This is a genomic window from Marinobacterium jannaschii DSM 6295 (genome assembly GCF_000620085.1).
In the GTDB taxonomy this organism is placed as follows: Bacteria; Pseudomonadota; Gammaproteobacteria; order Pseudomonadales; family Balneatricaceae; genus Pontibacterium; species Pontibacterium jannaschii.
This window is the reverse complement of the sequence record NZ_JHVJ01000007.1, coordinates 1-11,611: the sequence shown is the minus strand read 5'-3', so window position 1 is coordinate 11,611 and position 11,611 is coordinate 1. Positions and strand designations below refer to the sequence as shown.

Sequence of the window (11,611 nt, the reverse complement as noted above, 5' to 3'; positions counted from 1 at the left end):
CTGATATCGGGCGCTGTCACCCCAGGCTGCTGGACAACCCGTCAATCAGTACCACCAGAGCAGACAGCAGGGAGATGCCAAGCAAAGCCGGTTTTGCCGAGCCGGCTTTCAGTCTGCCGTTTAGGATGCGTGACAGTCCCCAGCCTGCGATGACCGCAGGCAGAATCTTTACTGTCAGGGCGAGGCTTTCATCACTGACGGCATCCTGCGAGAACAGCATCAGGATCGAGACCGGTGTACCGATGAGGAAAAACGCGGCCAGTTCATTGCGGACCGTGAGGCGGTCCAGCTGCTGATATACCAGCGCGATCGGGGGGCCACCGACCGAAGTGGCGGTGCCGATCAGGCCGGAGAAAAAGCCGCCGGTGGCCAGGTTAAAGGGGGTGATCTGAATGCTGAAGGCGCGCCAGCTGACTGCAATGGCAAATAGCAGTGTCAGTCCGAACAGGATGCTCAGGCTTTGCTGGGGCAGGGTTAGCAATAGCAGGGTGCCGAGATAGGCACCGGGCAGGCGGAACAGGGAAGCGGTGAGCACCCGTCGCCAGTCGACGCTATTGCGTTCTCCAAGTACCAGTAACACTGACAGCAGAAAGCCGGAGATCAGGATTGGTGCCGGAACATAAGCCGGGTTGATCAGGTAAAGCAGTGGTGCGGCAACCAGGCCAAAGCCGATACCCACCAGGCCCTGCAGGGTAATACCGCAGGTGACGATCAGCAGTGCCAGCAGGTCATAGAGAGAGAATGACAGCAAAAAAAGCTCCGTGACAGGCAAAAAAACAGCCCTCAGGGCGAGGGCTGTGGATAAAGGGGAATCTGCGAATAAGCCCGAAATACTTCTGACTGGTTCGCTGATTCCCTTGCATAGGAGCATCCTAAAGCAGTTTGATGATTGCCTCTATCGCCGGTCAGATCATCAGGGGATGAAGCGGTTCAATACAGGGGATCTGATTAAACCGCTTCAGGAGATGCCGGCCAGGGCACCTCCCGGGTCTTGCTTGCTAAGCCTCAGGCTTAGCGGCCACCAGCGCCCTGGCGGGAGCGCTCGCTGTTTTCTACCAGGATACCTTCACCGATACGATTGATCTCGGCCCACAGCTCGTCGCTGAGCTCGATGCCGTTATCGACACTCAGCTCCTTGTTCTCGGCAACCTGTTTGGCGCTGACATAGCGCGAGTTGCGGTTGCCTTTGGACTTCTGCAATGAAGAGGTCAGGTCGACACGGGAACTGCAGATAATCGTCAGCGCCTGCTTGTCGTCGGGGTTGGATTCCAGTGTCGTGGTGGCTTCGCTGTAGCTAGGGTAGCGGGCACCGGCCTTGATGGCGGCAGTGTGCTCGGTTACCGTCTGGCTGCCGTTCTGCCAGTAAGCCGCAACACTGATGCCGCGGCGACCACAATCGGTCAGTGCCTTGAGGATAAACATACGGTTGTGGCAGTTATGCACTGTCACGGTTGCAATACCGCACTCCAGCGCCTTAGCGTGGGCCAGGTCGACGGAGGCGGCGATGCAGTTCAGCGCGCTGCGACCGTTGCTGTCGATAATCGCCGAAGTGCTGTCTTCGTACACTACCGTGCTGAGCGGCTTGTTGTTGTCCTCGCCGATATACGGCAGGGCGCGTTCCAGCTCACCCAGGCCATTCAGTCCGTGCTTTTCCAGCCACAGGATCATATTGGCGGCGTCTTCATAGTTGCCAACGTAGTAGCCGGTGGCTTCAAAGCAGCGACGCAGGGCAGCTTTCAGTTCATTCATGGATACAATCATGGGTACTCTCCTTAACTGCCGTGCTTATTGTGGGTTGGACTGTTCAGGGGCCAGCGGCATAAACCAGTCATCATTGAACGTCTTCCCAATGTCTTCCAGCAGCGGCGCGCCCTGGAACATCGTATTACGTACCCACAGACGGGAGCGTGGATCGAACTTGCTGACACCGAAGAAGGCCAGCTTGGCGCGCAGCAGGTGCATCGGCAGTACGTCACGGTCCAGCAGGTTCGCCTGGATGTCGCCATAGATGCAGCGGTTCATGCTCTGGATTCGACGCACGATGCCACGCAGTTTAGGCCGGGCCACCATAAAGCGGGCAGTGCTGTGTTCAGGGTTTTGCTCAACGTATTCGCACAGCTGGTCGTAGCATTTGCGCACCGCGTAACCCACGCCCAGTGCCATCTGCTTCTCTTTGCCATCTTCTTCGTTGGTGTTGCCCAGGCGCGGCTCCATCTTCTCTTCGGAGCGGTACCAGAAGATCTCACGGGCGCCATCGGCACCAAAGTCGATCTCCAGTGCCCAGTCGTAACGGGTTTCGATGACTTCCTTCAGCTGCTGCACCGGCATCAACGGGTCCAGGTCGAGGAATTCTTCGGCGCAGGTGTAGTCTTCTACGTCGTCTACCAGCTCCGGATAGAGTTCCAGCATCACGGAGACCAGCAACTCCTGGCCCTGCAGGGAGCAGTTCTCTTCGCTCCATTTCAGCAGCGTATCCCAGTTGTCAAAGCTGTCATCGATCTGCTGTTTCATTGCAGCCAGATCAAGCAGTACCTGCTGGTTATTAGCTGTCTGCCACTCATCTTCAGTCACGATCTGGGAGGTGTGGACTTCACTGCGTGCCAGCAGTTCAACCAGACGGGTGCGCAGGCGGGCATCGATATTCCCCAGCACACGCACGCGTGCCAGCGCCAGTTCGCGCATCTCAACCCACTGGTTAATCAGCAGCGGATGGTTGATCAGGTAAGGCGCCATACCCAGACCGGTGGAGTTACCGATCCCGAAGTAGCGCTTGATCTGTGGGTCCATCGGCTTGTAGCTGTCCGGAGCCTTATGCTGGGCGATATGTTCTGCCTGCAGCAGGCTGAAGTTACGCAGCATCAGGCAGACAAACATCTCGGCCGCAAACGGACGGGCGAAGTCTGGCCAGCGGGAGCGTACTTTCTCCCAGTCAGCCATGCCCAGCTTACCGCTGCCATACACAGCGGTGGTACGGTACAGGTAGCCGACCTCAGCAATTTTCTGCACGTCAGGTTGTTCACCCTGTGCCAGCTGATTGACGACATAGTCAAAATTACGCGCACTGCGGTTGGCGCGGGAGAGAACAAAAACACGGGAGTCGACGCGGCCGGCTTCCTGTTTAGGGACGTTCTGGCGCAGTTTCTCCAGATAGATATCGTCCACGTCGCCATCGACCAGTGCCATGGTCAGGTCCCACTGGGTGGCGATTACGCGGTCGTTACGGTCTTCCGGTGCAAGGTAGTTGGAAAACAGTACGAAACTGAACAGGCCGTGAGGCGCCTTGATCTCGTAGACCACAGTGCCGTAGCCCTGTTCGTCCAGCTCAAAGCGGGCCGGCTCAATCTGCCAGCGCTCACGCATGATGCGACGCACCAGAGTGCGCATGAAACTCAATCGGCTCTGATGCATGGCGCCCAGACGTTCCAGATTCATTACCTGGCGTGCTGGTCGTAGCGGCAGTGCATTGTCACCCCGAAGGGAGGCGTTAATGGCTGCAGGCGTCGTCATTATTTTTGTCCTCGTTAATTTGCTACACATCTCTTTTTTAAAAAGCCGGTGCTATCACCAGCGGCAGCATAGATGTGTCGGAACCTGTGTTTGATCATGTCGGGCTACACCCGGCCCGGCATGTCCAGCTTTATCCTCTGTCGGTTCCGTTTGTAATCGTTGTTGTCAGAGGGCGCTGCACCTGAGGACAATCTCCGTTGCGCATTTCAGGTGATCTATCCGGTGACAGTCGGAGAGGGATCGTTCCATAACACCCCGGCTGCCTGTTCATAATCGGGCAACGACAGACGCGGCACAAATCAAAAGGTTAAATCGTTCGATAAGTGCAACTTATCAAAAGCATGAAAGGTATTATTTTTTCTAAGCTTAGTTGGGGTCAGATCAACTTATTCGGGTTGCCAGAAAATAGAAGTCAGGGTATCGCGCGCGGCTAATGCCGCAGCAGTCAGGCAAGTGATGCTGGAAATAATGCACTTGTCGTTATTTTCGGAAAAATGACTGATTCGGGAGGGGGCAGGGCTGCGCCAGCGGCTGTTTAGCCGTGGCTTTTATGACGGCTAACCCCGGGGGCGATCGATCTGGCAACAGATTCGAAATCGCTTCCACAGGGCCGAGTGTGTTTCTGCCGGGCAGTGCATATCAGGCAGAGGGTTACTGTTTGGCGCTTTTACTCAGAATAAAATCCACCAGCGCCTGGGCGGGTGGTGTCAGCGACTTGTTGGTCAGCTTTACAATGCCGATGCGCCGGATCACTTCGGGCGTTACCAGCGGGACAAAGGTCAGGGTATTGCTCTCTTTCGGAAAGGCGTAGCGGGGCAGGGTGGTGACCCCAAACCCGGCTTCCAGCATCGCCACCAGTGAAATCATGTTAGAGACATAGAACTGGGAGTGACCCAGCAGCGAGCGCGCTTCGGTATCTTCCAGCAGTCGCGAGGTGCCGTTACTAATATGACGGTGTTCGCGCAACGCTTTCCAGTGCACCTCTTTCTGCTGTGCCAGTGGATGGTCCTGGGGGCATACCACGCCGATATGGTCTTCCCAGATCGGAGTGAAGGTCTTGTCGCTGTGCTCATGCTCATGGAACAGGTTGGCGATACCAAAATCCACCTGCTGGTTTTCCACCATCTTCAGGACGGCATCGGAATTGTCGTCGAAGAAGCTCACATGCAGCTCAGGTGCTTCGGCGACAAACTCCAGCAGCAACTCGGGTAACACCTGGCTGGCAATAGAAGGTACTGAGGCCAGACGCAGGTGGCCGGTCTTATGCTCCGCCAGCAAGGTCATATCTTCGGCGATGCGATCGTGATGGGCGATCAGCTCCTTGGCCTTGGGCAGGAAATGCTGGCCGAACGGGGTCAGCTCGGTCTTGGCTGTTTTGGCGTTTCGCTTTTCAAACAGGGACTCGCCCAGCTTATTTTCCAGGTCTCTTATAGAAAGCGAGATCGCCGGCTGGGTGCGGTGCGCTTTCTCTGCAGCGGCGTGGAAGCCCTTGAGTTCTGCGACCCAGACAAAGTGGCGCAGCTGAGTAATTTTAAGTTCTGGCAGCATGATAAGTCTTCCTTATCAAGGAATATTATTTATTAATTTTTGTTATTAAAGCACAGGGCATATGATGCTTCCAATCACTTTCAGGAGGTCAATATGTCTGATTCAGTTTTTCGTAATTACATCGCAGGTGAGTGGGTAGAAGGTAACAAAGGCAGCGTGGCAAACATCAGCCCTGCCGACACCAGCGACGTAATCGGTCAATACGCTCAGGCTGACAAAGCTCAGACTGAAGCTGCAATCGCTGCGGCGACTGCTGGTCAGGTTGAGTGGGCTAAGAGCGGCCTGGAACAGCGTTACAGCGTCCTGATGGCTATCGGTGACGAGCTGATCGCACGTAAAAACGAGCTGGGTGAAATCCTGGCCCGTGAAGAGGGTAAGACGCTGGCTGAAGGTATCGGCGAAACTTACCGTTCCGGTCAGTTCTTCCACTACTACGCCGCTGAAGTGCTGCGTCAGATGGGCGAAACGGCTGACTCCGTACGTCCGGGTATCGAAATCGAAACACGCCGCGAGCCGGTGGGTGTTGTCGGTATTATCACGCCCTGGAACTTCCCGACTGCAACAGGTGCCTGGAAGATCGCGCCTGCGCTGGCATTCGGTAACGCCATCGTCTGGAAACCTGCTAACCAGGTACCTGCATCTGCATGGGCACTGACTGAAATCATCTCCCGTCAGGGGCTGCCAGCCGGTACTTTCAACCTGGTAATGGGTCCGGGTGCTGAAGTGGGTGATGTACTGATCAACTCCCGCGATATCAACGCACTGACCTTCACCGGCTCCCTGGAGACTGGCCGCAAGGTGGCTGCTGCGACGGCCGTTAACCTGGTTAAGTGTCAGCTGGAAATGGGCTCCAAGAACGCCCTGGTTGTACTGGATGACGCTGACCTGGAGAACGCGGTTGAGTGCGCAGTGGGTGGCGCTTACGGCGGTACCGGTCAGAAATGTACTGCTTCCTCCCGTCTGATCGTGACTGAAGGCATCCACGACCGCTTCGTAGAAGCTGTTGTAGAGCGCATGAAGAAACTGGTTGTGGGTCACCCTCTGAAAGAAGGCGTTCACATCGGTGCCGTGGCTGATGCCCGTCAGATGGAATCCAACCTGAAATACCTGGAACTGGCTAAGAGCGAAGGCGGCAAGCTGGTTTACGGTGGTGAAGTCCTGAACGAAGAGAAAGAAGGCTACTACATGCAGCCGGCTCTGTTCACTGAAACCACTAACGACATGACTATCAACCGTGAAGAAGCCTTCGCGCCGATCGCTTGTGTCATCAAGGTTAAAGACTACGAAGAAGCACTGGCGACTCTGAACGACACTAACTTCGGCCTGACCGGTGGTATCTGCACCGAATCTCTGAAGTACGCCACTGACTTCAAACGCAACGCTAAGACAGGCTGTGTAATGGTGAACCTGGCAACTGCCGGCACCGATTACCACGTACCGTTCGGCGGCCGTAAAGATTCCAGCTTCGGTCCTCGTGAACAGGGTACTTACGCCAAGGAATTCTACACCGTTGTGAAAACCACCTACATCCGCGCATAACGGGGGCAGGTCAATGAGCAGAGAGCTTCATAACGAAATGATCGTGATCGACGGCCTCCAGTACTCCAACTGGAACCGTGAGATCTTCGAACAGCTGCACGCAGGCGGTGTGACCATGGTTCACGCCACCATCGTGTACCACGAGCAGATCCGCGAAACACTGTTACGCATCGCAGAGTGGAACCGTCACTTCGAAATGAACAGCGACCTGATCATGCCAGTTAAGGGCGCGGCGGATATCCGTCGCGCCAAAGAACTGGGCAAGGTCGGTGTCATGTTCGGAGCGCAGAACTGCTCTCCAATCGAAGACGACATCGGCATGGTTGAGGTGATGCGCGAGCTGAACCTGATGATCATGCAGCTGACGTACAACAACCAGAGCCTGCTGGCTTGCGGTTGTTACGAAGCAGAAGACAGCGGTGTCACCCGCTTTGGTCGCCAGGCGATCAAAGAGATGAACCGTGTTGGCATGATTGTGGACATGAGCCACAGCGGCGAGCGAAGCACACTGGATGCGATCGAAATTTCCGAGCGTCCAATCGTGATCTCCCACGCCAACCCGACCAGCTTCCACGCTGCCAAGCGCAACAAATCAGACACTGTTCTGAAGGCGCTGGGCGAATCCGGTGGCCTGCTGGGCTTCAGTCTCTACCCGTTCCACCTGAAGAACGGCCCGGACTGCACCCTGGCAGAGTTCTGCGACATGGTAGCCAGCACGGCTGACCTGATGGGCGTAGACAACATCGGTATCGGTACTGACCTATGCCAGGAGCAGCCCCTGTCCGTACTGGAGTGGATGCGTAACGGTCGCTGGTCCAAGTCCATGGATTACGGTGAAGGCTCTAAGTCCAATGCGGACTGGCCGCGTCCACTGTCCTGGTTTAAGGACAGCAGAGACTTCCCGAACATCACCGAAGGGTTGTTGGCTCGCGGCTTCAGCGCTGAAGAAGTGGCCAAAATCATGGGCCTGAACTGGCTCAACTTCCTGGATGATGGCCTGCAGCCGCAGGCAACCGGTAATTGATACTGCCGGGGAGGGCCCCCGACTCTCCCCGGCAGGTTGATTAGAGCTCTGATACATAAAAATAAGAGATCCATCAGGAGACTAATATGAGTAATGCGTCCGAGGCCTCCATGGCCATGCGTGATTCAGACACCAATAAGGGTGGTCTGTTTGCCGGAGTTGATATGCCGGTATTCCTGATCAGTGGAGGCGTACTGGCACTGTTTGCCGTACTGGCCCTCTACGATATCGAAATGGTATCCGCCTGGGTAAACAGCGCCTTCGCCACTTCGACTAAATACTTCGGTGCCTACTGGCAGGTACTGTTGCTGCTGACCTTTGTTATTGGTCTGGTACTGGCACTGGGTCGCACCGGCTCTGTGGTTCTGGGTGGTGTTAAAACCCCCGAGATGACCAGCTTCAAATGGATCTCCGTGATCATGTGTACCCTGCTGGCAGGTGGCGGCGTCTTCTGGGCTGCTGCTGAGCCGATGGCACACTTCACCTCTCCGCCACCGCTGTTTGGTGGTGAGACCGGCACAACCGATGCTGCGTACAACGCGCTGGCACAGAGCTTTATGCACTGGGGCTTCCTGGCCTGGGCGATTCTGGGCAGCCTGACCGGTGTGGTATTCATGTACCTGCACTATGAAAAAGGCCTGCCGCTGAAACCGCGTACCCTGCTGTACCCGTTATTCGGTGACAAAGTGATGACTGGCCCACTGGGCGCGATTGTTGACGCTAGCTGTGTCCTGGCCGTTGTTGCCGGTACGGTTGGTCCGATCGGCTTCCTCGGCCTGCAGGTCAGCTTCGGTCTGGAAAAACTGTTTGGTATCCCGAACACCTACGGTACTCAGGTGTCTATCCTGATCGGCCTGATCGGTATCTACACCATCTCCGCCGTGAGCGGTGTGACCCGTGGTATCCAGATTCTGAGTTCTGCGAACGTAATCCTGGCTGTGATCCTGATGGCCTTCATCCTGATCTTCGGCCCAACGGCCTTCATCATTGACAGCTACCTGCACTCTTTCGGTATCTACCTGAATGAGTTCATCCCGATGGCGACCTTCCGTGCAAGCCCGGGTTGGCTGGACTGGTGGACCGTGTTCTTCTGGGGCTGGTTCCTGGGTTACGGCCCGCTGATGGCGATGTTTGTAGCGCGTATCTCCCGCGGCCGTACTATCCGCGAGATGATCCTGCTGATCTCTGTAGTTGCACCGGTAATCACCTGCTTCTGGTTCACCATCGTCGGTGGCAGCGGTCTGGCGTTCGAACTGCAGAACCCAGGCGTGATCTCCGAGCCGTTCACCGGTTTCAACCTGCCGGCGGCACTGCTGGCGATCACAGAACAGCTGCCGATGGGCTTCTTCATCTCAGTACTGTTCCTGATCCTGACGACGATCTTCGTCGCCACCACCGGTGACTCCATGACCTACGCAGTGTCCATGGTTATGACCGGTACTGACCACCCACAGAGCTCTGTGCGTGTGTTCTGGGGCATCATGATGGGTGTGGTTGCCGCGCTGCTGATCTCCATCGGCTCCGGCGGTATCTCCGCACTGCAGTCCTTCATCGTGGTAACGGCCGTACCTGTATCTCTGGTACTGCTGCCATCACTCTGGACCGCACCGCAGATCGCCAGAAAGATGGCGGACGAGCAGGGCTTGTAATAACGCTGAACAACTGAAGAGCAAGGGAGCGCTTCGGCGCTCCTTTTTTTTGCCAAAATTCCGGATTTTTAAGGCTTTTCGATTTATCGGAAAGCCAGAAACGACACACTCCCCAACTTATCTAAAGTCGATACTGAAATGAAAACTGTAGTAAAAACCGACCTCTACGCTTCCAAAGCACCACTGGAATGGGCTGTTATCGCCAATGGACAGCTCTCCACCGCGCAGATCCCGATCGATGCTGAGGGTAAAGTGGTAGAGGGCGGTATCGAAGCCCAGGCGCGTCAGACGATGGAAAACTTCAAACACACCATCGAAGCCGCCGAGCTGAGCATGGCTGACGTGACCCAGGTACTGATCTACGTCACCGACCGCAGCCAGCTGCCGGTCTTCAACAAGGTTTACGCTGAATACTTTGAAGCGCCGTACCCGAACCGCGCTGCAATGATCGTCGCCGGCCTGGCCCGCGAAGAGATGCTGTGTGAAATCGTTGCCTACGCGGCCGTGCCACAGTAACAGGGTTTAACCACCCTTTGGCTTTCTGTTACATGTTTACCTTACTTCACCCGGGAGTCCTGTCCGCAGGCTCCTGAAGTGAAGTGCTCCCCTTGGGGAATCTGAAGATTGATTCAGAGTCTGGCGACCGGATTCCCCCTTTTTCCTTCTCTGTTACAGCCTCTCAAAGCCGATCCAGCGGGCTGGAAGTACCGGCAAACCGCTGTCCCAGCACATGGGTATAGATCTGTGTCGTCGCGACATCGCTGTGTCCCAGCAACTCCTGTACTGTCCTGATATCACGCCCTGCCTGCAGCAGATGGGTGGCAAACGAATGTCTGAAGGTATGGCAGCTTATCTTTTTGTACGTTATCTCAGCTGCGATAGTGGCTTTCTTCAACGCCTTACGTGGCACTGAAGGGTGCAGATGATGACGGCAGCTCTGTTCTGTGATCGGGTGCGCAGAGATCGATGTCGAAGGAAAGATATACATCCAGGCCGGGGTGCGAAATGCATTTGGATATTTACGGCCCAGAGCATAGGGCAGGGAAGGGCCTACTCCGCTGAGGTTATCCTTCTGCTGCAGAGCGATGGCGCTATCTTTTAAAGCGCGCAGAGCAGGTAGTAGGGAAGGGCTCAGAATCGTGACACGATCTTTATCCCCCTTCCCTGATCGGACTGTCAGGCTGCATTGATCAAAGTCGATATCCATCACCCGTAACCGCAGGCACTCGCTGATACGTAATCCGCTGCCATATAAAAGCTGGAAGATGATGCTGTCGCGGCCCTTTAGCTGGGCAAGGATACTGGAAACTTCGTCCGTTGTCAGAACAGTCGGCAGGCGCTGAGGGCTTTTCGTATACCTGAAACCAAGGTCTCCCAAGGGTTGCTTAAACACTTGATTATAAAGAAAGGCGAGAGCGTTCAGCGCTGACTTCTGGGTATTGACCGCGACCTCGCGGTTAGTTGCCAAATGATTAAGAAAAGCCCGTACCTCAGCAGCGCCCATCTCTTGAGGATGGCGTTTGTTATGAAAGTAGATATAGCGCTTGATCCAGCTGATATAGCTTTTCTCGGTTGCCAGGCTATAGCCGCGTAAGCGGATTTCTGATCGAATCCGGTTCAAAAAGGGGCTTGCTGCCATTGTTTCACACTCCCTGTAAAACTGTATGGATATACAGTGTATTTCAAAAAAGCGAAGTTTGCCAAGGGTATAACGCGCAAGGCCGCCCTCAGTCGATGACAAAATCAGGGGAAATATGCTATACAATCAGACACTTATAAGGACACGCGCAGTACATCGGTAATGCGCGATATCTCATATATACGCGCATGCTCGTTTTTCAGGGAGGAAAAATACATGATGTATCTGCAAGCTATTGATATTCCTCAAAAATTTACGCTTTTTGTCTTTTTCCTAAAGACATGAAAACGCGCATGCGCAGTATTAAAACTGTTGAATATGATGCCTACCCTAAAAATATAAAAGTATCATATAGTTAAGTGGTTTTTAGGGTTAACAGGGAAGGAGCCTCCGAAACGTGCAAGATTCAGAAAATGTCCTATATCTCCGATTTCCTTTCTCCTATACGGTAAACCGCAGGGCGCGCGTATGAACTGGTTCAGAACGACGCGCCCTGCGGTTTACCGTAAGGCCAAGCGGGATATGGGCTTTGTTTTTTCTGGGTATTTGACTGGATTGGAGACAACGCACACCTATTATATTCCAGTGGAACCGCCTTTAAGTACATGAATAACTGCTACTTGGTCACGGCGGCCCAATCCAACAATCCGTTACACGAGGCGTGCTTGCAAACAGCGCAAGCTCGCGTCGTGAACTAAGTGTTAG

The 11,611-nt window shown here is 54.9% G+C and carries 9 protein-coding genes; 4 read left to right on the top strand and 5 right to left on the bottom strand.

Annotated features, from left to right (window positions below):
• Positions 1-16: 16 nt before the first annotated feature.
• From Q354_RS0106435 to Q354_RS0106420, 4 genes are all read right to left on the bottom strand, one after another.
• A complete protein-coding gene (locus tag Q354_RS0106435; RefSeq protein WP_245601001.1) occupies positions 17-751 on the bottom strand; it encodes a sulfite exporter TauE/SafE family protein in 735 nt (244 codons plus the stop codon).
• Between the two features lie 260 nt (positions 752-1,011).
• Complete coding sequence (locus tag Q354_RS0106430; RefSeq protein WP_027856886.1) at positions 1,012-1,761, bottom strand: DUF3726 domain-containing protein; 750 nt, start codon at positions 1,759-1,761, stop codon at positions 1,012-1,014.
• 24 nt (positions 1,762-1,785) lie between these two features.
• The gene (locus Q354_RS0106425) at positions 1,786-3,507 is read right to left on the bottom strand and encodes a hypothetical protein (RefSeq protein ID WP_027856885.1); all 1,722 of its coding nucleotides are present in this window, start codon (positions 3,505-3,507) and stop codon (positions 1,786-1,788) included.
• Positions 3,508-4,158: 651 nt separating this feature from the next.
• Entirely contained in the window at positions 4,159-5,055 is an 897-nt protein-coding gene (locus tag Q354_RS0106420) for a LysR family transcriptional regulator (RefSeq protein ID WP_027856884.1), read from the bottom strand.
• 93 nt (positions 5,056-5,148) lie between these two features.
• On the opposite strand from Q354_RS0106420, the gene Q354_RS0106415 reads away from it, so the two are divergent.
• The 4 genes from Q354_RS0106415 to Q354_RS0106400 all read left to right on the top strand — a co-directional run bounded on the left by Q354_RS0106415 (position 5,149) and on the right by Q354_RS0106400 (position 9,783).
• On the top strand, positions 5,149-6,594 hold the full coding sequence (locus Q354_RS0106415) for an aldehyde dehydrogenase family protein (protein ID WP_027856883.1): 1,446 nt from the start codon (positions 5,149-5,151) through the stop codon (positions 6,592-6,594).
• A 13-nt stretch (positions 6,595-6,607) separates the two neighbouring features.
• Positions 6,608-7,618 (top strand): dipeptidase, encoded by a 1,011-nt coding sequence (locus Q354_RS0106410; RefSeq protein ID WP_027856882.1) that lies wholly within the window; start codon positions 6,608-6,610, stop codon positions 7,616-7,618.
• A 110-nt stretch (positions 7,619-7,728) separates the two neighbouring features.
• On the top strand, positions 7,729-9,267 hold the full coding sequence (locus tag Q354_RS0106405) for a BCCT family transporter (protein ID WP_407637270.1): 1,539 nt from the start codon (positions 7,729-7,731) through the stop codon (positions 9,265-9,267).
• A 138-nt stretch (positions 9,268-9,405) separates the two neighbouring features.
• The gene (locus tag Q354_RS0106400; protein ID WP_027856880.1) at positions 9,406-9,783 is read left to right on the top strand and encodes a RidA family protein; all 378 of its coding nucleotides are present in this window, start codon (positions 9,406-9,408) and stop codon (positions 9,781-9,783) included.
• A gap of 163 nt (positions 9,784-9,946) precedes the next feature.
• Here the strand turns inward: Q354_RS0106400 and Q354_RS0106395 are convergent, their stop codons facing one another.
• Complete coding sequence (locus Q354_RS0106395; RefSeq protein ID WP_027856879.1) at positions 9,947-10,906, bottom strand: integron integrase; 960 nt, start codon at positions 10,904-10,906, stop codon at positions 9,947-9,949.
• Positions 10,907-11,611: the final 705 nt, after the last annotated feature.